Raw genomic sequence first — 24,379 nt, 5'->3', positions numbered from 1 at the left:
ACTCAGGCCCAGGGATGCGCCGCGGCGGCCTTCTTCTCGAAGCTCTCGATCGCCGCCTCCTTCTGCAGGGTGAGGCCGATCTCGTCGAGACCCTCGAGCAGGCACTGCTTGCGGAACGGGTCGATGTCGAAGCGGATCACTCCGCCGTCCGGCCCGCGGATTTCCTGCGCCTCGAGATCGATCGTCAGCGTGGCGTTGGCGCCGCGCTCGGCGTCGTCCATCAGCCTGTCGAGATCGGCCTGCGAGACCTTGATCGGAAGTATGCCGTTCTTGAAGCAATTATTATAGAAGATATCGGCGAAGCTGGTCGAGATCACCGCGCGGACGCCGAAGTCGAGCAGCGCCCAGGGCGCATGTTCGCGCGACGAGCCGCAGCCGAAATTGTCGCCCGCGATCAGAATCTGCGCCTTCCGATAGGCCGGCTGGTTCAGCACGAAATCCGGATTCTCGGAGCCGTCCTCGCGATAGCGCAGCTCGGAGAACAACCCCTTGCCGAGGCCGGTGCGGGCGATCGTCTTCAGATATTGCTTGGGGATGATCATATCCGTGTCGACGTTCATGATCGGCAAGGGCGCGGCGACGCCGGTCAATCGGACGAATTTTTCCATCTCGGAAAGCCTTCGGGCGGTTTCGTGTCTCGATCCGCCTCTAACAGATCGCGGCCGTTTCGCAAAGCGCGGGGCGCGCCGCAGGCCGAGGACGCGCGCGTCGCCGCCGTGAAGGCGCAGCTGTGCGAGGCGTCGGCGGTCGGGACCACGCCGCGCGAGAGGCCGTAGACTTTGCGTCGGAATATGGCGGGTCGAGCCCGTTCCGTCTCCGACCTCGCTACTGTATTGCCGCCCCCGGCGCCTCGCCCCGCCGGCGCTGGTGAGGGCGCAGCTGTGTTGCGTGCGCGGGTCTCGGCGCCCATGGAGCGCTCATGAGCGCCTCCAGACGCTCTTCGAGATGTCATCCGCGCTCCTCAAAGGGCGATTGATACCTTTTAACCTGAATTCGGAGCCCTGGCGATGCCTGTCTAGAGCTTGACAATGAGCAACCAATTGCTAGTTTGCTGGCTCAGCCGTGCGACGACGCAGGGTTGGGTTGTCAGAAGTTCCCGTTTTCGGCGCGAAAAATTTGTGCGCAATGTTTTTGGAGATCAAAATGAAAAAATGGAGTTCACGATTCCCTGTCGTCATTATTCTTGGTCTTGTCCTATCGTGGCTAGAATGTGCTTCCGGAAGGGTTTGGCCAGCGATATCGACCGCCTCCGCGCAAGAAGCGCTCGACGAGATCGATATTGGCGCCAACCGGGGTTGGCATCCTGATGTTTGGCTTGGATCTAGCAGCCTTTATAGTGCGTCCGTCTTTTCAGATTACACCGCGGAGTTTTCAGACGCCATTGGCCCAGCCGGCGGCTTCGTAGCGCAGGGCCGCGGCGGTTCGGGGAAGACCTCCGTCGGCGATCCGATCAATTACGCGACAGGCAACGCCTACAATAGCGAGACCGACTATACGTCGGCCGGAAGCTTCCCGCTAGTGCTCGCGCGCTACTACAATAGCCAGGACAAAGGCTCGTATCAGTTCGCAAATTGGCGCTCGTCCTACAGCCGCTCGGTAACTCTTATCACGGTTGTCGGCGTCTATAATGTTTATTACGAGACGGCCTATGTGACGCGCGACGACGGGCAGGTCTTGACATTCACGCGGGTTGTAGCGCCTGGGAGTGTCGGCCCGTGGACGCGTCCGGCCTATTCGAGCTATCGGCTGGAGGGAGGCGGCTGGGGCACGGAGTTCAAGCTGATCGCCGATCGGGACGAAATTGAGACCTATGATAGAGAAGGCAGGCTCCTTTCCGTCGCCAACCGCGCAGGCGTCAAGGTGATTGTCGGATACGACGAGTCCGGCCGTCTCTCGACTGTCCGCGACCCCTTCGGTCGCACGCTGACATTCGAATATGACGGATCCGCTGTCCGCGTCGCGAGGGTGCGAGCGCCCGATGGCAAAGTCTACACCTATGAATATACTTGGGGCTCCGATCGTTTGGGTGCGGTAAAATTTCCCGACGAATCGAGACGCCAATATCATTACGAGCATGGTTTTTATGTGCGCTCCATAACCGGCGTGACCGACGAAAACGGCTCTCGCTACTCGAGCTACTACTATGACTATTTCAACAACGAGATCGGGCGCGCCGTTCGCACGGAGCTCAACGGCTCCGTCGCCCGATACGACGTGGACTACAGCAATCTTCTGTCGAATTCCGTTTCGATCACGACGCCGCTCGGATCGCGGGAAACCATCACGCTGACGGCCGTCGACGGCTTGGCGAAGCCGCTCGGGGAGCAGCGATTTTGCCCCGATTGCGCGCCCGGCGGCACGAACGAGCAGCGTGAGGCCAATCTCTACGACGATCACGGCAATCTGAAGCGCAAGACGGACTACAACGGCGTTCGAACGACTGCCGAATACGATCAGGATCGTAATCTTCCGACGTCGGTCACGATCGCCGCCGGAAGAGCGAGCGAGCGCAAAATCACGACCGAATGGAACCCGAAATACCGCTTGCCGGCGAAGATCACCGACGGCGAGCGCAGCTTCACCTACAAATACACGAACGGCAATCTGACGAGCGAGACGGTCGCAACGCCGTCGGCGTCGAGCACGCGCTCCTATCTTTATAATGATTTCAGCCAGCTCCTGAAGGCGTGGGACCCGCTGGGCCGAGTGACGAGCTACGCCTATGACGCCATGGGCAATCTCGCGAGCGTGACCAATCCGCGCGGTCATGTCACCGCGTTCACGAGCTACGACGCCAACGGCCGGCCGCTGACGATCCAGGACCCGAACGGCGTCGTCACGACGCTGACCTATAATTTCCGCGGCCAGGTCGCCTCGCGCGTCACCCTCGGGCAGCAGACGACCTACACTTATGACAAGGTCGGACAGCTGTTGAAGATACGCGAGCCCACGGGCGCCGGACTGGACTTCGGCTACGATGGCGCGCATCGGCTCACGAGCATTCGCGACACGGCCGGCAATCGCATCGTCTATACGCTCGACAAGGCGGGAAACCGCACCAAGGAAGAGGTGTTCGAGGGTAGCGCGCCGGCTCCGGCGCGCACGCACAGCCGCATCTATAATGCTCTCGGCCGTCTCACCGAGGATCGCGGCGCGGTGAGCCCGACGCCGTCGATCTTCACCTATGACGCCAACGGTAACATTATCGGCGTGAAGGATCCGAACGGCAATTCCACCGCTTTCGCCTATGACGCGCAGAACCGGCTCACGTTGACGACGGCGCCGGACGCCGCGAAGATCCGCAACGCCTATGACGCCAACGGCCGCCTCGCCAGCGTCACCGACCCGCGCGGGCTCGTGACGAGCTACACGAATAATTGGCTCGACTTGCCGGAGAGGATCACGAGCCCCGACACGCGCGTGACCACCAAGACCTATGACGCCGCCGGCAATGTGAAGACCTCGACCGACGCGCTCGGCCAGACGACGACCTACGACTATGACAATCTGAACAGGCTCGCGAAGGCGACCTATGCCGACGGCTCCAAAGCGACCTATGCCTATGATCAGGGAGCTTACGGAATCGGCCGTCTCACTTCGGTGACCGATTCGACCGGCGTGACCAGCTTCGCCTATGACGGTTTCGGCCATGTGGTGCAGAAGACGCAGACCGCAGGCGCCGTCACGCTCACGACGAAATGGTTCTATCACGCCACGAACGGGCGCCTCACCGGCCACACCTATCCGTCCGGATTCAAGCTCCTCTATTCCTACGACGGCGCCGGGCGCGTCAGCGCGATCACCCTCCAGCGGCCGGACGGCGCACAGTCGGCGCTGATCGGCGCGATCTCCTACGCGCCCTTCGGGCCGGTCAAGTCCTGGAGCCCGAATGTCTCCGGCGGCGGCTCCTATGTCCTCAGCTTCAATGCCGACGGCCGCATCACGAAAATCAGCTCCTCGACCAACAATAATCTGAACTACGCCTATGACAACGGCGGGCGGATCAAGTCGATCGCGGAGAGCAATCTCGCGGTCAAATCCTTCTCCTATGACGTCGACGACCGCCTGACGAACTATGTGCGCGGCTCGACCTCGATCCTCTACGGATATGACGCGACGGGCAATCGCACCTCGGCCGGCGGTTCCGTCTATACGATTGTGCCGAGCAGCAATCGTATGAGCGAGGTGACTTACAGCTCGGGCTCGACCCAATCCTTCGTCTGGGATCAGGTCGGCGGGCTGAAGAATCAGGCCGGCGACTTCTCCTTGACCTATGACAAGCGCAATCGCCTCGTGCAGGCGAAGGTCGGCGCGCTGACGACGAGCTACGGCGTCAACGATCTCGGCCAGCGCGTGACGAAGAACGGGGCGAGCGGACAGGTCGCATATGTCTACGACCTCTCTGGCCATATCATCGGGACCTATGGCGCGAGCGGCGCGGCGGTTGAGGAGATCGTCTGGTTCGGCGACCTGCCCGTGGCGACGCTGCAGGGCGGCGTGGCCTATTACATCATGCCGGATCATCTGGGCGCGCCGCATGAGATCGTGAATGCGGCGAACCAGCGGGTGTGGTTCTGGGACCACGACCCCTTCGGCAATGGTGCGCCGACGGCGACCGGGGGTTTTTCGCACGACCTGCGCTTCCCGGGTCAGATCTACGATTCCGAGACGCGGCTGCACAACAACGGCTTCCGCGACTATTCGCCGACCCTCGGCCGCTATGTCCAGAGCGACCCCATCGGGCTCGCTGGAGGGATCAACACCTACGCCTATGCCGGGAACAATCCGCTCAGCGTGATCGATCCGCTCGGGCTCGATCCGGAGAGCGAAGAAGAACCGGAAGTTTTGCCGACGATCGACATTGCTGGGAAGCGAGCCGCTCGACCGCGGCGAGACAATCAGGCGGCTTCACCGACGATCGATTTTGCAGGACAGCAATCCGCGCAGGCACTGCCACTCGTGCTTGCCGGTCAAGAAACACTTCCACCGCTGCGTAGAATTCATCCGGAATCAACAATAATGTCTGGATCAAATCGTTTCAGCTACGAATTCTGGAACCGATTTTCAACAGAGTCTCTAGTAGAATCGCTTCGTCCGGGAGCAAGCCCATACCCTTTAATTGTTTCTCCTGACGGAAGGATTTTTAATGGAAACGTACGAACATTGATCTTAGAGCAGCGTGGGTATGATATAAATAACCTCCCAAGGCAAATATATAGGCCAGACTGACGCAACCTAAAATAGGATATCACCATGTCCCCAGAGTGGAAGCTAGAATTAAATAAGCTATCAAGTCTTGATGCAGAGCAAAGGGCTCGTTGGCATGCGAGCGTGATACTAGAGCTAACTATATTAGCAAGAGATACATATGTTCCAGACTCATCAGACGTTGCAGACCCCCCTCGGCTTCGGCGTTTTAATGAACTGATCCACCGCGTATCGGGGCAATTTATTGCATATTCTGTAGATAATAAAATGATGATGCCTGATGATGCTTTTGTTTCTATGCTGATTGATGAACTCGGAGAGCTGCGAATTAGCAAATGGTTTCTGGATTTTCTGCGTTCTCTCTCATTATAGGTTTCATATCGGCTTTGCGACCGCTTTCGCCTATGATGCGCAGAACCGGCTCACGGTGACGACGGCGCCGGACGCCGCAAAGATCCGCAACGCCTATGACGCCAACGGCCGCCTCGCCAGCGTCACCGACCCGCGCGGGCTGGTGACGCGCTACACGAATAATCTGCTCGACCTGCCGGAGCAGATCGCGAGTCCGGATACGCGCGTCACCGCCAAGACCTATGACGCCGCCGGCAATGTGCTGACCTCGACCGACGCGTTCGGCCAGACGACGACCTACCTCTATGACCAGCTGGGCCGGCTGGTGAAGGCGACCTATGCCGACGGCTCCGTGGCGACCTATGCCTATGATCAGGGGGCTTACGGCATCGGCCGTCTCGGCTCTGTGATCGATTCGACCGGAACGACCAGCTTCGCCTATGACGGTTTCGGTCATGTGATTCAGAAGACGCAGACGACCGGCGCCGTCACGCTCACGACGAAATGGTTCTATCACGCGACGAACGGGCGCCTCATCGGCCACACCTATCCGTCCGGATTGAAGCTCCTCTATTCCCACGACGGCGCCGGGCGCGTCAGCGCGATCACCCTCCAGCGGCCGGACGGTGCACAGTCGGCGCTGATCGGCGCGATCTCCTACGCGCCCTTCGGGCCGGTCAAGTCCTGGAGCCCGAATGTCTCCGGCGGCGGCTCCTATGTCCGCAGCTTCGATCTCGACGGCCGCATCGCCGACATCACCTCCCCGACCGGCAACAGGCTGACCTACGCCTTCGACTTAGGCGGGCGGATCAAATCGATCTCGGAGAGCAATCTCGCGGTCAAATCCTTCTCCTATGACCGCAACGACCGCCTGATGAACTATGTCCGCGGCTCGACCTTCATTCCCTATGGTTATGACGCGACGGGCAATCGGACATCGATCGGCGGCGCCGTCTATACGATCGTGCCGAGCAGCAATCGTATGAGCGAGGTGACTTACAGCTCGGGCTCGACCCAATCCTTCGTGTGGGATCAGGTCGGCGGGCTGAAGAATCAGGCCGGCGACTTCTCCTTGACCTATGACAAGCGCAATCGCCTCGTGCAGGCGAAGGTCGGCGCGCTGACGACGAGCTATGGCGTCAACGATCTCGGCCAGCGCGTGACGAAGAGCGGGGCGAGCGGACAGGTCGCATATGTCTACGACCTCTCCGGCCATATCATCGGGACCTATGGCGCGAGCGGCGCGGCGGTTGAGGAGATCGTCTGGTTCGGCGATCTGCCGGTGACGACGCTTCAGGGCGGCGTGGCCTATTACATCATGCCGGATCATCTCGGCGCGCCGCATGAGATCGTGAATGCGGCGAACCAGCGGGTGTGGTTCTGGGACCACGACCCGTTCGGCAACGGCGCGCCGACGGCGACAGCGGGCTTCTCGCACGACCTGCGCTTCCCGGGCCAGATCTACGATTCCGAGACGCGGCTTCACAACAACGGCTTCCGCGACTATTCGCCGACCCTCGGCCGCTATGTCCAGAGCGACCCCATCGGCCTCACGGGCGGGATCAACACCTACGCCTATGCCGGGAACAATCCGCTCAGCGTGATCGATCCGCTCGGGCTCGATCCGGAGAGCGAAGAAGAACCGGAAGTTTTGCCGGAGATCGACATAGCAGCACAGAAGCCGAAGCCCAAAGTCTCCGGAACGGCCTCAGGCCAGAAATACGCTCAACTGGCTACGCCGTTGATCGAGCCGTTCGTGACATTGGGCGCTCGTCCCCCGGCTTTTCCACGGCAACTGACTCCCCTGGAGAATTTACCGGAGGGTACGGCGAATGGTCCGAGAGCGGGAATGGACTTCCCGCGCAATCTTGGTAAGCCAAGAACCAGCAAGGACTATCCGCCATGCACCTATTGCGGGCGAGAGACCGGCCCTGGAAAATTCCACAGAGATCACATTATTCCTAGGTCGAGAGGAGGTGACGGGTCCGAAGAAAACCTCGCTCCCTCATGCCCGTCATGCAATCTCGAAAAGGGTCCAAGGACACCACAAGAGTGGTATAATTGGATAAAGAATGGTGGAGTCTGAGGAGACGATGGAAGAACGAAACTTGATTCGCATCCGCCTAATGCTGGATCCAGACTCTTGGCACGAAACCGAGAGCGAAGGTATTTGGGTAGATTTCGTAAAATCCGTCGGAGACAAGGCAATTGTGGAGGTTAAAAACATTCCGTTCTTTTCCAAAAGCGTCAGCTACTTCGACCGTCTGGTTGTAGCTTTCGTTAATAACACCCCTACAATCGAGGGCGTGGCCGAAAGAGGTGGTCATTCAACGTACAGAGTTTTCATTCAATCTGAGGATACTAAAGCGGATAATATGCTGGAAGCACTCAGAAAAATTGGGTGCGAGTGGGAAAAAGCAAATTTTCGAGGAGGAGAGCTGTACGCGTTAGACATCCCGCCAGAAACAGATATTTATGAGGTTTATGAACTCCTTGAAAAAGGTCAAAGAGAAGGAACTTGGCTGTTTGAAGAAGGGTATGTGGGGCACCCTATCGATGGGAAGCGTACCCTTCAATAGTCGATCTGTCTGATTACGGTGACATCGAATACGAAAAATTACGCGATATGATATCGAATTAACGGTGACATGATATGAGCTGCGCGGTTTTTCGGGGCGTGCGACGAGAGTCGCGGTACCGACGACGCCCGATGCCGCGGAGATCCGCAACGGTTATGACCCCAACGGCCGCCTCACCACCAAGCAATCAATGTGAAGACCTCGACCGACGCGCTCGGCCAGACGACGACCTACGCCTATGACAAGCTGAACCGTCTGACGAAGGCGACAGACGCGGACTGCCGGCTCCGTCACGCTCACGACGAAATGGTTCTATCACGCCACGAACGGGCGCCTCATCGGCCACACCTATCCGTCCGGATTGAAGCTCCTCTATTCCCACGACGGCGTCGGGCGCGTCAGCGCGATCACCCTCCAGCGGCCGGACGGCGCACAGTCGGCGCTGATCGGCGCGATCTCCTACGCGCCCTTCGGGCCGGTCAAGTCCTGGAGCCCGAATGTCTCCGGCGGCGGCTCCTATGTCCGCAGCTTCAATGCCGACGGCCGCATCACGAAAATCAGCTCCTCGACCAACAATAATCTGAACTACGCCTATGACAACGGCGGGCGGATCAAGTCGATCGCGGAGAGCAATCTCGCGGTCAAATCCTTCTCCTATGACCGCAACGACCGCCTGACGAACTATGTGCGCGGCTCAACCTCGATCCTCTACGGATATGACGCGACGGGCAATCGCACCTCGATCGGCGGCGCCGTCTATACGATCGTGCCGAGCAGCAATCGTATGAGCGAGGTGACTTACAGCTCGGGCTCGACCCAATCCTTCGTGTGGGATCAGGTCGGCGGGCTGAAGAATCAGGCCGGCGACTTCTCCTTGACCTATGACAAGCGCAATCGCCTCGTGCAGGCGAAGGTCGGCGCGCTGACGACGAGCTACGGCGTCAACGATCTCGGCCAGCGCGTGACGAAGAGCGGGGCGAGCGGACAGGTCGCATATGTCTACGACCTCTCCGGCCATATCATCGGGACCTATGGCGCGAGCGGCGCGGCGGTGGAGGAGATCGTCTGGTTCGGCGACCTACCGGTGACGACGCTTCAGGGCGGCGTGGCCTATTACATCATGCCGGATCATCTCGGCGCGCCGCATGAGATCGTGAATGCGGCGAACCAGCGGGTGTGGTTCTGGGACCACGACCCGTTCGGCAATGGAACGCCGACGGCGGCGGCAGGCTTCTCGCACGACCTGCGCTTCCCGGGCCAGATCTACGATTCCGAGACGCGTCTTCACAACAACGGCTTCCGCGATTATTCCCCGACCCTCGGCCGCTATGTCCAGAGCGACCCCATCGGGCTCGCTGGAGGGATCAACACCTACGCCTATGCGAAGAACAACCCGCTCAATTCCGTGGACCCGTCGGGAATGTTCACCCCCGAGACAGTGTGGGACGCCGGCAATGTCGGATTGGGCCTCTACTCCTTCTTCGATAATCTTTTTAACGGGAATTATTTATCCGCCGGGGTCGATGCGCTCGGATTGGGGGTCGATGTTGCAGCGGCTGTCATACCGGTCGTGCCGGGCGGGGCGGCAACCGCTATCGCTGCCAGCAGAGGGGCAGCTAGAGCCGAAGCCGCGGCGATAACGCTCTCGCACAAGCTGCATGGAGAAGCAGCGCAGCATGCCGCCGACGCCATCAAGGCAGGCAAGCCGGACCTTCTCACTATTGATCGCGCAGGTACTGTGGCAAATAGGCAGGCGGCAATCGGTGGACTCGAAAAGGTGGCAGGTAAGCACCTGGACGAGTACCCGCCAGCCATGTTCCGAGAAGGCGGAGCCGATGCGAGTGTTCGGGCCATCAACCCTCGCGACAACATGTCGGCAGGGGCTTGTATCGGCAATGCGTGCCGGGGCCTACCTGACGGCGCGCAGGTGCGAATATTGATTGGAGATTGATCGTGGCGACCGTAATCAGATTTGAGGTTTCGTATAGCCAGCTTGCCATCTTCGCGAGTTCGCTTCGGCAACCGTTCAACGACTGGACCGACCAGCATGTCGCGCAAGGCTTTGCTTGGAGGCCCGGCAGTGTGTCGTTCCGCTCAATCGTCGAGTCTGGCCGACACTCTGTCGAGATCAACTTCACTGATCATGTCAGCGCCGTGCATCCTGAAGCCGTACGCGTAGTGGAAGTGCCCTTTGAAGTTCCAGCTGATGGCGCGATCGAGATTGGGAGCATTACTGAAACCGTCCCGCTTTCTGCGCCGGCTGGTTCGTTTCTTTTACGGTGCGAGTTTTTGCAGCCAGCGGGTAGCGATAACGAGCGTGTGCTATTGACGTTCACGAGGAGTGATGTTCCTCACTTCGCCATAATCCGCGCAGACTCAGAGTTATCGATTGATGGTGAGCTGCTAACAACCGCGCAGCCTGCGCTTGGCTAATAAGTTCTAGTTTTCGCCGCAAACAGAGCAGTCCCAGGATCAAGGCTCTGCCGGTCGCGACGCTCCAAGGCGGCGCATCCTACCATATCGCTCCGGACCATCTCGGCGCGGTCACGCTCGTCACGAAATGGAGCTACGCCGCCGCCCCGGCCGGCTCACCGGCGTGACCTATCCGTCCGGCTATAAGATCAACTATACTTATGACGTCGGCGGGCGCGTGAGCGCGATCGGCCTGCAGCCTCCGGGATCCGCTCGGGCTCGATGGGGGGATCAACACCTATGCCTATGCGAAGAACAACCCGCTCAATTCCGTGGACCCGTCGGGAATGTTCACCCCCGAGACAGTGTGGGACGCCGGCAATGTCGGATTGGGCCTCTACTCCTTCTTCGATAATCTTTTTAACGGGAATTATTTATCCGCCGGGGTCGATGCGCTCGGATTGGGGGTCGATGTTGCAGCGGCTATCATACCAGTCGTGCCGGGCGGGGCGGCAACCGCTATCAAGGCAGGTAGAGGGGTTGCAGGGACAGCAGAAGACGTGACAATTCTCGGTCACTTCCCTGAGTACAAGAAGCTCGGCGATAGCCTCAACGCACGGACTTTCGATATTCCGGAGGCTGCTTGGAACAAGCTGTCCGAGGCAGAGCGCTGGGCCGCTAACCAGAAGTTCCTCGATCGCACAATCTCTCGCGGAGACGAAATTATTGTAAGCGCCGTTGTCGTCCCATTGCCGCTGGAATGGAAGAATAGCTTGCAATTCGTTGCGACAAGGCATTGCAAGCCTTTGGCGCAAAGCTTTGTCAGCGATTGGTTCAGCGCAATGGTGAGCGATCAGGCGGCTGGCGTCGGCGACGAGGATTTGAAGGCCCAGGGCATCAGCTCGTCGATGCGCGACTGCGGATGGCCATCGGCGATCGCCTCGAGCGTCGCCTTCATCCAGGCATAGGGATCGACGCTGTTCAACTTGCATGTCGCAATGAGCGAAGCGAGACGTGACCAGGAACGTCCACCTTCATCGTGCCCCGCGAATAACGCATTCTTGCGCGTGAGAGTCAGCGGCCGAATCTGATTTTCGACGAGGTTGGTGTCCATCTCGACGCGTCCATCGTCGAGGAACAGGGTCAGCCCGGCCCAATGATTCAGAAGATAGGCGACCGCCTTGCCCATGTCGCTGCGGCCGGAGAGGCGAGCGGCCTGGGCGCGCAAAAACTCTTCGAGCTCGACGACAAGAGGCCGCGACCGCTCGGCGCGAACGCTCTGCCGGATCGGCGCCTCTTTGCCCCGGATGTCCGCCTCGATCGCATAGAGCGCGGCGATGCGCGCCAGGATCGCCTCGGCGATGGGCGAGCCCGCTTTCGGCGTGGCGGCGATGATCTCGCGCCTGCCATGGCTCCAACACCAGGCGAGCCGCAGTGGGGCGCCACCTTTGCGCTCGGCGCGCGCCAGACGATGATAGCCGCCATAGCCGTCGACCTGGAGAACGCCGTCGAATCCTTCGAGCATCCGCTCGGCGTGCTCGCCGCTGCGACCCGGCGCGTAATGATAGACCACGATCGGCGGATCGGCGCCGCCGTGCCCGCGGTCGTCGCGCAGAACCGCCCAGAGATAGCCAGTTTTCGTCCGGCCGCGGCCGGGATCGAGAACCGGCGCCCGAGTCTCGTCCATGAATAGACGGCCGGACAGCTTCATCAGCGCGCTCATGCGCTCGACGATCGGCGCGAGGTGGAAGGCCGTCGTTCCCATCCAATCGGCCAGAACGGCGCGGTCGAGCATGATCCTGTGGCGCGCGAAGACCTGCGATTGACGGTAGAGCGGCATGTGCTCGCTGAACTTGGCGACCGCCACTTGCGCCAGCAGCGCCTCGGTGGGAACGCCGCCCTCGATCAGATGCGCAGGAGCCGGCGCCTGGGCGACGCCCGCGCATCCTGTCGGACAGGCGTAGCGGGGCCGCACGGTCTCGATGACGCGATATTGCGCCGGCGTCACGTCGAGGCGGCTGGAGCGGTCCTCGCCGATCCGAACCATCAGGCCGCAGCCGCAGGGACAGGCGAGGCTTTCTGGCTCGATCACGCGCTCGACGCGCGGCAGATGAGCAGGAAAGGCGCGCGCGGCGCGGGCGGCGCGCTCCCTGGTCGCCGGGCGCCCCGAGCGGCGCGCGCGATCGTCTTCCCGCTCCTGGACTTCGGCAATGGCGATCTCGATATCTTCCAGAACGAGCTGTAACTGATCGGGATCGAGTTTCTCCGAACGCTTGCCGAAACGCGCGCGTTCATATTCCTTGACGAGCAATTGCAGACGTTCGACCGTCTCCTTCGACGCTGCGAGCTCGCTCTCGGTGTGAAGGCGCGCGGCGAGCTCATGATCGGCGCGGATGCGTTCGGCTTCGAGCATGGCGCGCTGAGCTTCGAACAATGCGCGTAGTTCGGCAGGCAGCTCTGCGAGTCTGGAGGGATCGAAGCTCGGCGTCACGTCGGCGAATCTATCGCAAGCGAGGCGCCGAATGAAGCCGAAGTTGCGATCAGTTCGCCGCGGTCGGCGTCGCCACGATCCGCTCGCCGACGCGCTTCCAGTTGAGCCCGTCGAATAGAGCTTCGAATTGCACCCGGCTCAATTGCAGGACGCCGTCGCTGATCTGCGGCCAAGAAAAGCGGCTATCGCCGAGACGCTTGTAGACGAGCACGAGTCCGGTTCCGTCCCACAGCAAAATCTTCAAGCGATCCATTCGCTTCGAGCGGAACACGACGATGAGCCCGGAATGCGGATCGAGTCCGAGCTTGTTTTGCACGAGAGCGGCCAGCGCGTCATGCCCGCAGCGGAAATCGACGGGACGCACGGCGAGCACGATCCGCAACCCTTGCGACGGAATGATCACGCGCCGCGCTCCAGCGCCGTCATGATCTCGGCGATGCGCGTCGACGCGGTGTCCTGATCCAGCCGTAACACGACCTTGCCGACGACGATCTCGATCTTCGCATCGCTCTCGTTACGAACGGAGGGCTGCTCGAGCTCGATCTCCACGAACTCCGCGGGACCGTCGGTCACCAGCGCGAGCCGCCCGGTGCGCGCCTGGCGGCGCCACTGCGTCAATTGCTGCGCGCATATCCGATATTTGCGGGCCACGTCGGCGACGCGCGCTCCAGGCGCGAGACTCTCTCGTACGATCCGGCCCTTCAGCTCCTTCGACCACAGCCGATTGCCCGAACGTGAACGACGAAAATCCACACGTCCGACAAATCCTGCGCCAAAAGCCGTTTCGATCGTCGCATTCTCGTTCATCTTCGGATCCTTCCAGAGACATGGCTGTCCCTCAGAAGAATCTCACATCCGAAAATCCTTCCGAACCCGAAGAATCAATGGGGTCGCAACGGCGCTTACAAATTATTCTAGCGACGCCACTGGATCAGGTTCGACCGGGGAGCTACTTTGCGCGGGAACTGGAGTACCTCGGGAGCCAGGGTTTTGCCCCGAGCGTCGATGGAACCCGACTCGTTAAAATCGTGACGCCATGATCGACTTGACTAACATCGCGCCTGAGTTCTCGTTCGTCGTTGACAAGGGCCTTGTTCAGGGTGCCGGCGACTATAGACCGCGAGAATTCGGCAATGCTAGCCTGATGATGGTCGGCACGCCGTTCTCACTTCGCATCGAACGTGACCGCGGACAGGTTTTTATAGATGCGGGAAGCATTGCGGCAGGATGGTTCAAGCTCGAGTACGTCCTCGAATTTGTAGACAACTCACTCACGCAGCAACAGTTCGGTGAACCACCGAACGTTGCGGCTTTGGCGAGTCAGCTTCAACGCAACTGGGAGAAGGTAGCGGCCCTGTTTATCGATAGGCAGAAGATTTTTCAGCTTCGGGCATTCGTCAAGCTGAAGTCAGCGGGCTTGGTAAGCGCGCTATTCCGCAAGCCTTAAGTTGCTCGCGTCGGCGCATTGCCTACCATCCATGGCGTCAGGTAGCGAAGAGCTGGAAGCAGTCCTTCGGCGAGGTCGCGCCGGACCATCTCGGCGCGCCGCGCCAGATCGTCAATTCGGCGAACGCCCAGGTCTGGTTCTGGGACCACGACCCGTTCGGCAATGGAACGCCGACGGCGGCGGCGGGTTTTTCGCACGACCTGCGCTTCCCGGGGCAGATCTACGATTCCGAGACGCGTCTTCACAACAACGGCTTCCGCGACTATTCCCCGACTCTCGGCCGCTATGTCCAGAGCGACCCGCTCGGCCTCGCGGGCGGGATCAACACCTATACCTATGCGAAGAACAACCCGCTCAATTCCGTGGACCCGTCGGGAACGTTCACCCCCGAGATAGTGTGGGACGCCGGCAATGTCGGATTGGGCCTCTACTCCTTCTTCGATAATCTTTTTAACGGGAATTATTTATCCGCCGGGGTCGATGCGCTCGGATTGGGGGTCGATGTTGCAGCGGCTGTCATACCAGTCGTGCCGGGCGGGGCGGCAACCGCTATCGCTGCCAGCAGAGGGGCCGCAGAAGCGGCAAGCACCACCAGAGTGTTCTGGTCAGGTGGCGAGGCAGCTAGATCTGCTGCGGAAGGATGGGCTGCTGCAAACCGTGCCACAACCTTGGAAATGACAGCGCGAGGGCAAGCTATAGAAGCTGCTTCCCGAGGGCTTGACTGGCTGACTGAGGCGCGGCCAATGTGGGTAGATGCCTCAAGAGGCTTTGCCGGATCGGCTTCAGGCGAAGTCCATGTTTTTCAAGGCTCATTGATTTCAACCCAAAGTGTTTGGGCGACAACTGAATATCCAGCATTGATATCAAACCCGAATGTCACGAATATTATCTACAACGGAGTCGGATGGTGACGTTTACAATTCCTCGTCCAAACGTAATTGAGAGTGACCAAGGCTACTCTGTGGAGGTGCTTGGTCCAACTGGGCTCCGATATACGGAGAATGGAAAAATCCTGTTTCTTGATTCGGAAATGCTAGCCGGTCCTGCAGGACTAATCCTGTTTACCCACGGAGGTTCACTTGATGACCTGAGTGCTTCCGATAAGCAAAGGGTCATCGAGAATGTTCGAGCAGCCTTCAAATTTCGCGGCTTCGACATTCAAATCGCTTGAGGTGTGACCACAGACGCCCCGAAGTGCGAGTCACGAGGAGGCGCCGAACGCTGCCCTCTCGGCCCGTCGAGAGCGGAGCCTCAGTTCAACATGCTCGGCGGCGGCATGGCGCGAGCGGCGCGGCGGTGGAGGAGATCGTCTGGTTCGGCGATCTGCCCGTGGCGACGCTTCAGGACGGCTGGCCTATTACATCATGCCGGACCATCTCGGCGCGCCGCATGAGATCGTGAATGCGGCGAACCAGCGGGTGTGGTTCTGGGACCACGACCCGTTCGGCAATGGAACGCCGACGGCGGCGGCAGGCTTCTCGCATGACCTGCGCTTCCCGGGGCAGATCTACGATTCCGAGACGCGTCTTCACAACAACGGCTTCCGCGACTATCCGCCGACCCTCGGCCGCTATGTCCAGAGCGATCCGATCGGCCTCGCGGGCGGGATCAACACCTACGCCTATGCGAAGAACAACCCGCTCAATTCCGTGGACCCGTCGGGAATGTTCGCCCCCGAGACAGTGTGGGACGCCGGCAATGTCGGATTGGGCCTCTACTCCTTCTTCGATAATCTTTTTAACGGGAATTATTTATCCGCCGGGGTCGATGCGCTCGGATTGGGGGTCGATGTTGCAGCGGCTATCATACCAGTCGTGCCGGGCGGCGCGGCAACCGCTATCGCTGCCAGCAGAGGGGTCGCAAAGAGTGTAACGAATCCCATCCCTTCAAAATTGGTCCGCGTCATACCGGAGGGCGTTCCGGCGACGACCTTGGGACGACCAGGGGCGGCAGATGTTTTCGTGACGGCTGCCGATGACATAGCAGGCCTGAACGCCGCGCAAATTGCGGAGCGGTTAACCATTCCGCAAAGCCCGACCGGCTTTCGCATTATCGAATTCCCGACGCTGCAGATAGATCTAGCGTCGCCTGTTTTTAGAACAGATCCCGGCTTTATCGGCGGCGGCAGAACGCTTGGGGAAGCCAGGGAATTCGTTCTTCCGAACGGGCCGATCCCAACAGGAGCAACCATGCGGCTGGTACGATGAAAATGATTACACGCAACGAAACCGAAATTAAGGGCAAGTGGATCACAACGCAGGGTGGCGTTGTGGAAGATGAAACTTGCCGAAGAATCGCCGACCTTGTGAAAAGTCACCTAGTCGAACTTGGTCGCGATCAAAGCGGATGGGATGCTTTATATCGCGATCCCACCGATGGCAGATTTTGGGAGCTGATCTATCCTCAAAGCGAACTTCAAGGCGGTGGTCCTCCTCAACTGCGGTGTCTTCCGGCAGATGAAGCGAGGCGAAAATATGGGGATGCCGCGACCGTACCTTGATCTTGCGATCGCTCCGACCAGCAGCCGGACGCTGAAGGGCGTCAAGGGCGATGGCCTAACTGCACACCGTATTCCGCAGGCAGCGGCGGAACACACCGGCTACAACGAAGGTGGCGCACTTGTGATGACACAGGCTGAACATGCTTTGACCCGCACATATGGTTCCAATGGGTGGACAACCGCATCAGGGAGGTGGGCGATTCGTCGCCCTTCTTTGCGCAGCTCATGAAGGCGTACCCCGCCAGCGGCTCGAAGATCGATTGGAGTGACGTTCCCGATTCGATCGAGCGAACCGAGGAGGAGCAGGTCCTACAAGTCGAACAGTTCATCTCGTTCTTCGACGAGGTGGCGCAGAGGGTCGGCTTGGCCGGCGATGTGGTTTATGTGGGCGACAGCGCGACGGACTTTGCGCTCGCGGGGCCAATCGAGGCATGAGGGAGGCGCTTCCCAAGCTACTGGCGATTCCACAGCATCACTACTTGATCGGTCCCGAGTGCTCTTGGTGCATGGGCTTCACGATGGAGGGAAACATGGGGTTCGGCTTCCGCCCTTCACATACGAAAAACCGCTGACGGCTCGCTGTTCGAAAAGCACGTCGAATCCCCTTCGGCAAGGGCGCGCAGGCGGCAGGCTTCTCGCACCGCCTGCGCTTCCCTACTACGGTCTGGATTACAAGACCGTATTTAACAGAGGACTCGGCCGATGAAAGTTGTTTGCCGAAAGCTCAAGCCCGGGATCGATGAGAGTTGCCGCAGTGACGGGTGGATCACTCGTGACAAAGAATACGTGGTTCTAACTGTCTCTGGAGGAAACGGACGTCTAGAATACCGATTACTAGGAGATGATCGTGTTACACCGGGATTACATGCCGCAGACCGTTTTGAGATCTCATCGCCGGAGTTTCCGCCGAATTGGGTGTTCCGAACACTCAAAGATTCGAATTGGACTCTCGGACCTGCGCCTTTTTTAATCGTAGGTTTTTGGGATGCCTATTTCGACGGCGACCCCGCATCGGTTGAAACCTTCGAACGGGTCGTGGCCGAGCTCAACGCGCGGCCGCCGTATTGGCGCGACGCCCCAATTATCGATAAACATTGAATAATTTTGATTCCGGCGGAGCGTCTTACTCGCCTATGTGATCGTCGGCGCGCCGACGACAACCCATGGCGTTCACGGCCGTGGGGCTTCTCGCACTGCCTGCGCTTCCGGGGGCAGGTCTACGACGCCGAGACCGGGCTGCACAGCAATGGCCATCGCGACTATTATGATCCCCCGCTCGGCCGTTATGTCGAGAGCGATCCGCTCGGGCTCAAGGGCGGGATCAACACCTACGCCTATGCGAAGAACAACCCGCTCAATTCCGTGGACCCGTCGGGAACGTTCGTCACCCCCGAGACAGCGTGAGACGCCAGCAATGTCGGATTGGGCCTCTACTCCTTCTTCGATAATAATCTTTTTAACGGGAATTATTTATCCGCCGGGGTCGATGCGCTCGGATTGGGGGTCGATGTTGCAGCGGCTATCATACCAGTCGTGCCGGGCGGCGCGGCAACCGCTATCGCTGCCAGCAGAGGGGCCGCAAAGGGCGCTGCGGCTGCGCACTACTCGGTGGCATTTGAGGCGACCATCGCCAAAGCGGGGGTTGGAACTCGAGGCTCAAATTTCGCTGACGCGAACACGAATCTTGCTGCGGCGATGAAAAAAGATCCAGAGTTCGCCAAGATGATGGACAGCCTTGGCGTCACGATCCCCCAGCGACTGGATCAAAGTCCCGCAGGCTGGAGCTGGCACCACGTGTCGGACCAGCCGGGTATATTGCAACTGGTTCCGCGTGATCAGCATCAAGGCGGTGCATGGCAGCACCTGCTGCATCCAAACCAGACCGGCGGCTTCAAGCTGTGGGGCGCCGACTACTGAGGCTGACGACCATGGACCTGGGTACTCTCATTGACCGCTTGCCGGATGACTTGGACGACAGGCTGTGCATCTTTGCGGCAAAGCCGTGGTCCGAGACTGCGCCTGCTGTCGCGGTGCAGTTGGACGATGAATTCAAGCCGCCCAAAGAAGTCTTGACGCAAGGGCTTGCCTACTTCTTGGAAGTGCACGTCGCCAATGAGGCGCTGGAGGTGTTCGGCGATCGGCAGCCGACCGCAACCGAGAAGCGGAATCTGCTGATCTTCTATGCAGAGAACGACGCGTTCCCGGACTGGGTCTATGTGCGGTAAGCGGCGGGTCTGATGCTTGGGCTCCGGCCGCGCGCTCAGCGTCTATGTGAGCGGCGCGGCGCTGGAGGAGATCGTCTGGCTCGGCGACCTGCCCGTGACGACGCTGCAGGGCGGCGTGGCCTATTCCATCATGCCGGACCATCTCGGCGCGCCGCATGAGATCGTGAATTCGGCGCACCAGACGCCTATGCGAACAACAACCCGCTCAATTCCGTGGACCCGTCGGGAATGTTCACCCCCGAGACAGTGTGGGACGCCGGCAATGTCGGATTGGGCCTCTACTCCTTCTTCGATAATCTTTTTAACGGGAATTATTTATCCGCCGGGGTCGATGCGCTCGGATTGGGGGTCGATGTTGCAGCGGCTGTCATACCGGTCGTGCCGGGCGGGGCGGCAACCGCTATCGCTGCCAGCAGAGGGGCAGCTAGAGCTGAAGCCGCGGCGATAAAGCTCTATCGGGCAGTCGGCCCGGCAGAACTCAAGGATATTGAGGGCAAAGGCGTGTTCCGCAACCTTGGTTCGGCCGAAGGCAAATATTTCACGACGTCGGCGGAGGAGGCTTCGTCGTATGCGAAGCAGGCTGTTGGCGCGTTCGGCGACCCGCCTTATACGCTGGTCCAGACGACAGTATCTCCCAGTGTCCTTGACGGATTGTCATCGGCGACCGTGGATCGCGGAATCTCTGCTTGGGTCATTCCGAGCGAACGTCTTTCCGGACTGACGCCGATTGTGATGAATCACATGCGAATCCCGGGGGTCCTATGACGATGCATCCAGATGCAATTATCGCTGTAAGGTTCAAGACGACCGCTGAAGGCGGTAGAAAGACGCCGATCTTCGGGAGTTATTACTCGTGCCCACTTTTCGTGGACGGAGAGGGGTTCGACTGTCGAGTTTTCCTTGGCGACCAGAAGGTTGAGCTTGGTGAGTGGTATCAGCTCCCTGTTAAATTTCTCTACCGGGAGTATGTGCTGCCTAAGCTGTCACCTGGAAAGCCGATTGTTCTTTGGGAAGGGAAAGACGTGGCGAACGGCAAAGTGATCGAGGTGCTTTGAGATCCTGAGGCGCAACCGTCTCGGCCGGGTGACGGTCGCGCTGACGACGGCCTATGGCGTCAACGGGCTCGGCGAGCGGGTGGGCGAAGGACCTGCCGCAGCAAGCGCCCGGCAAGGTCGAGCATGTCTACAACCTCGCCGGCCGCGCGCTCGGTGTCTACGTGAGCGGCGCGGCGGCGGAGGAGATCGTGTGGTTCGGCGACCTGCCCGTGGCGACGCTTCAGGGCGGCGTGGCCTATTACATCATGCCGGACCATCTCGGCGCGCCGCACGAGATCGTGAATGCGGCGAATGGCGCGCCGGCGGCGACGGCGGGTTTTTCGCACACGACCTGCGCTTCCCGGGCCCAGATCTACGATTCCGAGACGCGGCTGCACAACAACGGCTTCCGCGACTATTCCCCGACCCTCGGCCGCTATGTCCAGAGCGATCCCATCGGGCTTGCAGGCGGAATCAACACATACGCCTATGCCGGCAACAATCCGCTCAGCGCGATCGATCCGCTCGGGCTCGGTCCGGAGAGCGAAGAAGAACCGGAAAAATTGCCGGAGATCGACATCGGAGCTATCGGAGCTAGGTGTGTAGCGATGTGCCACGGGTCTGATCCTGGATACCGGAGGCCATGACTCCCACTGAAGCTTTTGTCTTAAATTCGTTTTCTATCGCTGTGATGCTGCCTATTCCGGGTGCCGGGGGGAGGGCGGTAGGGCCCCTAGTCGGAGGCGGGGCTAAACTTGGGAATCTTACCGCTCAGGAAATTGCCCCGTATTCAAAATGCGGTCAACAGAACTGGCGTTAAAATATCAGTAGTCGGGAGTCGTGCCAAAGGCACAGCGCGGGCAATGTCGGACTGGGACTATGTCGTGCCAGAAGGTACGAATAGCAGAACAATCCACAGTCTTAGCGGTTCTTTACCCGAAGGACCGAGAGGATTCGATGAGCCACGGAACCAAGACTTCTTCAGAGAAGCGGTCGATCCGAGCAGGCCGTTCATCACATTTACGCCGCAGTGAGCGAGGAAACCATGGCGTCGCAGGTTGATCTTCTGAGTCCCCCGGGCAAGTTCGCCGTGGTGCAGCTACCTGAGCGGAATTACCCTGGAGTGGTCGTACAGGGGGACACGCTGCATTCTATTAAGGAGCAGGTGCAACGAATGGCGCGAATGCTCGATTCGAAAGAGTTCAAGGAGCTTGCGGACGAGATCGAGGATCTGAAAGAGCAATTAAGTGGCGCGCTTACTTTTTTTGAGCGAATCTGCGCAGAAAAAGGCATTGCCTTACCGTATCGGTAAGCTCTGCAGGCGCATCGCGATTGGAATGAGTCGTCTGGTTCGGCGACCTGCCTGTGGCGACGCTGCAGGGCGGCGTGGCCTATTACATCATGCCAGACCATCTCGGAGCGCCGCATGAGATCGCAAATTCGGTGAACCAGCGTGTGTGGTTCTGGGACCACGACCCGTTCGGCAATGGCGCGCCGACGGCGACCGCGGGTTTTTCGCACGACCTGCTTCCCGGGCCAGCTCTACGATTTCCGAGACGCGGTTGCACAACAATGGCTTCCGCGACTATTCCCCGACCCTCGGCCGCTATGTCCAGAGCGATCCCATCGGCCTCGCGGGCGGGATCGACACTATGCTTACGCCGGGAATGATCCGGTCAGCGCGATCGATCCGCTCGGGCTCGACCCGAAGGGCAAAGAAGACGTCCTTCCCGCCCTCGGTCGAACTCTCGTCGGGAGCCGCGGATCCAGCAAAGCGTTGTCTTGACCGTAAGCGCGCCGGCAACTAGCATCCGCACACGATTTCGACACGAACTTGCGAGAAGAAAATGGCCGTTTCGTCTTGTGTCCCGCGTTGGACCATAGGCGCCTTGCTCGTCCTCCTGACCATGCCCGCCTCGGCGCAGACCGCAACGCGCCTGCAGTTCGTCACCGCGAGCCCGTCCGATGCGGGACAGGCGCTGCAGCTGTCGGCAGAGGTCGACTCGCTGGGCGCCGACGCGCCGACCGGGAGCGTTCGCTTCGCCGACGGTTCGACGAACCTCGGCTCCGCGGCGCTGAGCGCGTCGGGCGCCGGCCAAGCGACGCTGGCGGCCGGCGGACGCCACATTTGCGCGCTCTACACGAACGGCGGCGTGCGCTGCTCGGGCTACAACAATTACGGCCAGCTCGGCGACGGCACGCTCATCACCCGATCGAAGCAAGCCTCGGTCAAGGGATTGACGTCGGGCGTTGTCGCCGTGGCGGCCGGCGGCTCCCACAGCTGCGCCCTCACCGCCCTCGGCGCCGTCAAGTGCTGGGGTTATAACGGCTATGGCCAGCTCGGCAATGGAACCACCATCAACAGCCTGCTCCCCGTGCAGGTCGCCGGCTTGACGAGCGGCGTCGTGGCCATCGCCGCGGGGGACAACCATACTTGCGCTCTGACCGACGACGGCGGCGTCAAATGCTGGGGATACAACGGCTACGGCCAGCTCGGAAACGGCGGGAGCAACACCGGCTACACGCCGAGCGTGGTCGCCGGTCCGGCTGCCGTCTATACGGCGCTGGCCCTCGGCGCGCAACACAGCTGCGCCCTCACCAGCGCCGGCGGGGCGAGGTGCTGGGGCGCCAATTACAATGGCGAGGTCGGAGACGGAACGGGCTCGACCCGTTATGTTCCGACGCAAGTCTACGGCCTCTCGAAAGGCGTAATCGCCGTGACCGCCGACGGCTCGCACAGCTGCGCCGTCACCTCTGCGGGCGCGCTCAAATGCTGGGGAGACAACACTTACGGCCAGATCGGCGACGGGTCTCAAGGCGACCGCCTCGCGCCCGCGCAAGTCTCGGGCCTGAAGAGCGGCGTCGTGGCGGCCGACGCCGGCGCCTATCCACCTGCGCCCTGCTGAGCTCCGGCGGCGTTCGCTGCTGGGGGCGGAATTATGACGGAGAGCTGGGCGACGGAACGACGACCGGGCGCCTCACGCCCTGGCCGGTGTCGAGCCTCGGCGGCGTCGCCGTGGCCGTGGCGAGCGGAGGGAATTACTCGTGCGCGCTGCTGACCAACCGCGCTCTGCGTTGCTGGGGCGACAATTATTATGGCGCGATCGGCGACGGGACCAATGCGGACCGCTACATCCCCGCGACCGCGACCGGCTTTGCCGGCCTGCTGCGCGCGCGAGCGCGACTCTCGACGTCCAGTCTGATCGCCGGCTGGCATCTTCTGCGCGCCAGCTATGCGGGAAACGCGAGCCACAAAGGTGCCTCGGCCGTCGTTCCGCAATGGGTGCGGTGACCTCTCGATCATGAGGGCCGTGCCGCTCCGGCTTCTGTGCGGGCGCGCTCCGGCCCTCGCGCCGCGCGAAGGAGGCCGGCGAGCGCGTCTCAATTCTTTGTTAGCGCCAATAGAATATCCGCGTACCATGCACAGTTGAGGCCGAGCGCCTCGTCCTGTCCGAGATCGCGGGAGCCGACGTCGAGTCGCGCCGAATGGACGCCGAGCAGCGTCCACGGCAGGCCCCCCCGGGCGTCTTCCGTCGCCGGCCTGCGCGCGACCACCGGGGCGCCGCTCGCGCCGCGATGAGTGCGCGCATCGGTCAGAAAATAGCCCTGTCCCTGGAAGCGCAGGCCGAAGGCGGAGGCGACGACGCCCTGGCGCGCCACCGGCATGTGATGCAGCGTGTCGTGAAAGCCGAGCGGAAAGCCGACGACGAGCACGGACGAGCCGATCTCCACCTGATCGAATCCGCTCGGGAGATGCGTGGGGGTGAAGGCGCGATAGATGGTCGGCTCCGGCAGCGCCCGGCGCTCGATCTCGATCGCCGCGACATCGACCTCGCCGGCGGCGTCGACGCCCTGGCGCCAGACGCTCTTGCCGTCCTCGTAGAGCGGAATGGAGAAACCCGTCGACCTGGCCATGTTCTCGGCGTCGACATGCAGCTCGATCTCGATCCGGTCGGGCAGGTGCCCGCTCGCGGCGTCCTTCAGCACATGACGGCTCGTCACCAGGAACAGGCGCTCGTCGCGCTCGAAGAAGAAGCTGCTCGCATTGGTCAGCGGAGCCTGCCCGTCGAAGGTGCAGAGCCGGGCGGCGGTGAGCAGCAGGGGTTCGATCATCGGCTTTGCGCTCCTCTGG

28 protein-coding genes and 2 pseudogenes are annotated in these 24,379 nt (G+C 60.7%); 25 read left to right on the top strand and 5 right to left on the bottom strand.

Going from position 1 to position 24,379, the window contains the following annotated elements:
* Nucleotides 1-2: 2 nt before the first annotated feature.
* Nucleotides 3-608, bottom strand: a complete 606-nt coding sequence (gene leuD / locus AC6IW9_RS03975) for a 3-isopropylmalate dehydratase small subunit (protein WP_497769297.1) — start codon at nucleotides 606-608, stop codon at nucleotides 3-5.
* Between the two features lie 517 nt (nucleotides 609-1,125).
* Between leuD and AC6IW9_RS03970 the strand changes: the two genes are divergently transcribed.
* From AC6IW9_RS03970 to AC6IW9_RS03935, 8 genes and pseudogenes are all read left to right on the top strand, one after another.
* Nucleotides 1,126-5,229, top strand: a complete 4,104-nt coding sequence (locus AC6IW9_RS03970; RefSeq protein ID WP_497769296.1) for an RHS repeat-associated core domain-containing protein — start codon at nucleotides 1,126-1,128, stop codon at nucleotides 5,227-5,229.
* Between the two features lie 24 nt (nucleotides 5,230-5,253).
* Nucleotides 5,254-5,580 carry a hypothetical protein gene (locus AC6IW9_RS03965; RefSeq protein WP_497769295.1) on the top strand — a complete coding sequence of 109 codons (327 nt, stop codon included), beginning with the start codon at nucleotides 5,254-5,256 and terminating at the stop codon, nucleotides 5,578-5,580.
* Nucleotides 5,516-7,645, top strand: a complete 2,130-nt coding sequence (locus AC6IW9_RS03960; protein WP_497769294.1) for an RHS repeat-associated core domain-containing protein — start codon at nucleotides 5,516-5,518, stop codon at nucleotides 7,643-7,645. Before AC6IW9_RS03965 ends, AC6IW9_RS03960 begins: the two co-directional genes overlap by 65 nt.
* Nucleotides 7,632-8,138 (top strand): DUF4265 domain-containing protein, encoded by a 507-nt coding sequence (locus AC6IW9_RS03955; RefSeq protein ID WP_497769293.1) that lies wholly within the window; start codon nucleotides 7,632-7,634, stop codon nucleotides 8,136-8,138. The genes AC6IW9_RS03960 and AC6IW9_RS03955 overlap by 14 nt, the downstream gene beginning before the upstream one ends.
* A gap of 361 nt (nucleotides 8,139-8,499) precedes the next feature.
* On the top strand, nucleotides 8,500-10,089 hold the full coding sequence (locus AC6IW9_RS03950) for an RHS repeat-associated core domain-containing protein (RefSeq protein ID WP_497769292.1): 1,590 nt from the start codon (nucleotides 8,500-8,502) through the stop codon (nucleotides 10,087-10,089).
* Between the two features lie 2 nt (nucleotides 10,090-10,091).
* A complete protein-coding gene (gene comJ, locus AC6IW9_RS03945; RefSeq protein ID WP_497769291.1) occupies nucleotides 10,092-10,571 on the top strand; it encodes a competence protein ComJ in 480 nt (159 codons plus the stop codon).
* 254 nt (nucleotides 10,572-10,825) lie between these two features.
* Nucleotides 10,826-10,888: pseudogene (locus AC6IW9_RS03940) on the top strand (hypothetical protein); the annotation flags it as partial.
* Between the two features lie 9 nt (nucleotides 10,889-10,897).
* Nucleotides 10,898-11,518 carry a hypothetical protein gene (locus AC6IW9_RS03935; protein WP_497769290.1) on the top strand — a complete coding sequence of 207 codons (621 nt, stop codon included), beginning with the start codon at nucleotides 10,898-10,900 and terminating at the stop codon, nucleotides 11,516-11,518.
* On the opposite strand, the gene tnpC is transcribed toward AC6IW9_RS03935, so the two are convergent.
* The 3 genes from tnpC to tnpA are packed head-to-tail and all read right to left on the bottom strand — an operon-like array spanning nucleotide 11,404 to nucleotide 13,848.
* Nucleotides 11,404-13,041 carry an IS66 family transposase gene (tnpC, locus tag AC6IW9_RS03930; RefSeq protein ID WP_497763766.1) on the bottom strand — a complete coding sequence of 546 codons (1,638 nt, stop codon included), beginning with the start codon at nucleotides 13,039-13,041 and terminating at the stop codon, nucleotides 11,404-11,406. The two genes, AC6IW9_RS03935 and tnpC, sit on opposite strands and share 115 nt — an antisense overlap.
* Nucleotides 13,042-13,090: 49 nt before the next feature.
* On the bottom strand, nucleotides 13,091-13,444 hold the full coding sequence (tnpB, locus tag AC6IW9_RS03925; protein WP_497763765.1) for an IS66 family insertion sequence element accessory protein TnpB: 354 nt from the start codon (nucleotides 13,442-13,444) through the stop codon (nucleotides 13,091-13,093).
* On the bottom strand, nucleotides 13,441-13,848 hold the full coding sequence (gene tnpA, locus AC6IW9_RS03920; protein ID WP_497763764.1) for an IS66-like element accessory protein TnpA: 408 nt from the start codon (nucleotides 13,846-13,848) through the stop codon (nucleotides 13,441-13,443). The genes tnpB and tnpA overlap by 4 nt, the downstream gene beginning before the upstream one ends.
* A gap of 229 nt (nucleotides 13,849-14,077) precedes the next feature.
* On the opposite strand from tnpA, the gene AC6IW9_RS03915 reads away from it, so the two are divergent.
* From AC6IW9_RS03915 to AC6IW9_RS03835, 17 genes and pseudogenes are all read left to right on the top strand, one after another.
* Complete coding sequence (locus AC6IW9_RS03915; RefSeq protein WP_497769289.1) at nucleotides 14,078-14,488, top strand: hypothetical protein; 411 nt, start codon at nucleotides 14,078-14,080, stop codon at nucleotides 14,486-14,488.
* Nucleotides 14,434-14,853 (top strand): annotated as a pseudogene (locus AC6IW9_RS03910) (RHS repeat domain-containing protein); the annotation flags it as partial. The gene AC6IW9_RS03915 and the pseudogene AC6IW9_RS03910, both read left to right, overlap by 55 nt.
* Before the next feature lie 54 nt (nucleotides 14,854-14,907).
* Nucleotides 14,908-15,399 carry a hypothetical protein gene (locus AC6IW9_RS03905; RefSeq protein WP_497769288.1) on the top strand — a complete coding sequence of 164 codons (492 nt, stop codon included), beginning with the start codon at nucleotides 14,908-14,910 and terminating at the stop codon, nucleotides 15,397-15,399.
* 453 nt (nucleotides 15,400-15,852) lie between these two features.
* Nucleotides 15,853-16,695, top strand: coding sequence for a polymorphic toxin type 10 domain-containing protein (locus AC6IW9_RS03900; protein ID WP_497769287.1), 843 nt, complete (start codon nucleotides 15,853-15,855; stop codon nucleotides 16,693-16,695).
* The gene (locus AC6IW9_RS03895; RefSeq protein ID WP_497769286.1) at nucleotides 16,692-16,988 is read left to right on the top strand and encodes an Imm27 family immunity protein; all 297 of its coding nucleotides are present in this window, start codon (nucleotides 16,692-16,694) and stop codon (nucleotides 16,986-16,988) included. The genes AC6IW9_RS03900 and AC6IW9_RS03895 overlap by 4 nt, the downstream gene beginning before the upstream one ends.
* Before the next feature lie 171 nt (nucleotides 16,989-17,159).
* Complete coding sequence (locus AC6IW9_RS03890) at nucleotides 17,160-17,423, top strand: hypothetical protein (protein WP_497769285.1); 264 nt, start codon at nucleotides 17,160-17,162, stop codon at nucleotides 17,421-17,423.
* 267 nt (nucleotides 17,424-17,690) lie between these two features.
* Nucleotides 17,691-18,086: a hypothetical protein gene (locus AC6IW9_RS03885; RefSeq protein WP_497769284.1), complete on the top strand. Its 396-nt coding sequence runs from the start codon at nucleotides 17,691-17,693 to the stop codon at nucleotides 18,084-18,086.
* Nucleotides 18,087-18,092: 6 nt separating this feature from the next.
* Nucleotides 18,093-18,392: an RHS repeat-associated core domain-containing protein gene (locus AC6IW9_RS03880; RefSeq protein WP_497769283.1), complete on the top strand. Its 300-nt coding sequence runs from the start codon at nucleotides 18,093-18,095 to the stop codon at nucleotides 18,390-18,392.
* A gap of 18 nt (nucleotides 18,393-18,410) precedes the next feature.
* The gene (locus AC6IW9_RS03875) at nucleotides 18,411-18,905 is read left to right on the top strand and encodes an HNH endonuclease (RefSeq protein ID WP_497769282.1); all 495 of its coding nucleotides are present in this window, start codon (nucleotides 18,411-18,413) and stop codon (nucleotides 18,903-18,905) included.
* A gap of 11 nt (nucleotides 18,906-18,916) precedes the next feature.
* On the top strand, nucleotides 18,917-19,213 hold the full coding sequence (locus AC6IW9_RS03870; protein ID WP_497769281.1) for a hypothetical protein: 297 nt from the start codon (nucleotides 18,917-18,919) through the stop codon (nucleotides 19,211-19,213).
* A 228-nt stretch (nucleotides 19,214-19,441) separates the two neighbouring features.
* Nucleotides 19,442-19,978: a hypothetical protein gene (locus AC6IW9_RS03865; protein WP_497769279.1), complete on the top strand. Its 537-nt coding sequence runs from the start codon at nucleotides 19,442-19,444 to the stop codon at nucleotides 19,976-19,978.
* Complete coding sequence (locus AC6IW9_RS03860; RefSeq protein WP_497769277.1) at nucleotides 19,975-20,268, top strand: hypothetical protein; 294 nt, start codon at nucleotides 19,975-19,977, stop codon at nucleotides 20,266-20,268. The genes AC6IW9_RS03865 and AC6IW9_RS03860 overlap by 4 nt, the downstream gene beginning before the upstream one ends.
* A gap of 53 nt (nucleotides 20,269-20,321) precedes the next feature.
* Nucleotides 20,322-20,894, top strand: coding sequence for an RHS repeat-associated core domain-containing protein (locus AC6IW9_RS03855; protein WP_497769275.1), 573 nt, complete (start codon nucleotides 20,322-20,324; stop codon nucleotides 20,892-20,894).
* Between the two features lie 398 nt (nucleotides 20,895-21,292).
* Nucleotides 21,293-21,559: a DUF6959 family protein gene (locus AC6IW9_RS03850; protein WP_497769272.1), complete on the top strand. Its 267-nt coding sequence runs from the start codon at nucleotides 21,293-21,295 to the stop codon at nucleotides 21,557-21,559.
* 145 nt (nucleotides 21,560-21,704) lie between these two features.
* Nucleotides 21,705-22,055 (top strand): RHS repeat-associated core domain-containing protein, encoded by a 351-nt coding sequence (locus tag AC6IW9_RS03845; protein ID WP_497769269.1) that lies wholly within the window; start codon nucleotides 21,705-21,707, stop codon nucleotides 22,053-22,055.
* Nucleotides 22,056-22,094: 39 nt separating this feature from the next.
* The gene (locus tag AC6IW9_RS03840) at nucleotides 22,095-23,153 is read left to right on the top strand and encodes an RCC1 domain-containing protein (RefSeq protein WP_497769267.1); all 1,059 of its coding nucleotides are present in this window, start codon (nucleotides 22,095-22,097) and stop codon (nucleotides 23,151-23,153) included.
* Entirely contained in the window at nucleotides 23,147-23,539 is a 393-nt protein-coding gene (locus AC6IW9_RS03835; protein ID WP_497772432.1) for a hypothetical protein, read from the top strand. The genes AC6IW9_RS03840 and AC6IW9_RS03835 overlap by 7 nt, the downstream gene beginning before the upstream one ends.
* A gap of 89 nt (nucleotides 23,540-23,628) precedes the next feature.
* Here AC6IW9_RS03835 and AC6IW9_RS03830 read toward each other — a convergent pair whose 3' ends face one another.
* Complete coding sequence (locus tag AC6IW9_RS03830) at nucleotides 23,629-24,360, bottom strand: trypsin-like peptidase domain-containing protein (RefSeq protein WP_497769264.1); 732 nt, start codon at nucleotides 24,358-24,360, stop codon at nucleotides 23,629-23,631.
* Nucleotides 24,361-24,379: the final 19 nt, after the last annotated feature.

It is taken from the genome of Methylosinus sp. shoA, assembly GCF_059718125.1.
Note: the sequence above shows the minus strand (reverse complement) of the source record. Positions and strands in the feature narration are given on the sequence as shown.